The organism is Ciceribacter ferrooxidans, assembly GCF_004137355.1.
Taxonomy (GTDB): domain Bacteria; phylum Pseudomonadota; class Alphaproteobacteria; order Rhizobiales; family Rhizobiaceae; genus Allorhizobium; species Allorhizobium ferrooxidans.
In genome coordinates this window covers 1-273 of sequence record NZ_SDVB01000393.1, presented here as the reverse complement: position 1 = coordinate 273, position 273 = coordinate 1, and the positions used below count along the sequence as shown (strand labels likewise).

1 pseudogene is annotated in these 273 nt (G+C 64.5%); it reads right to left on the bottom strand.

Annotated elements, in window-relative coordinates:
- A pseudogene (locus EUU22_RS24315) lies at positions 1–273 on the bottom strand (Patatin); the annotation flags it as partial.

Genomic DNA, 273 nt, shown 5'->3' with positions numbered 1-273 from the left:
AGCCGCGGTCGATCGCTTCGCCGGCGCGGTGAAACTCCGAAAGGCCGATATCGTTGACGCGCGGTTGCAGGGCCAGATCCGGCGGGTCACCGGCAAGCCGGGCGCGCGAGATGCGATCCTGGATAATGTTGAAGGCCTGAACCATGACGCCGGTCATGCCGAGGCGGCCGTGATGCTTCCGCGGCTCTCCTTCGGGCGACGCGATTTCGGCAGCCTTGTGCTTGACGACGGCCGAGCGGCCGAAAAGGTCGTAATGCAGGTTTACAGCCATCA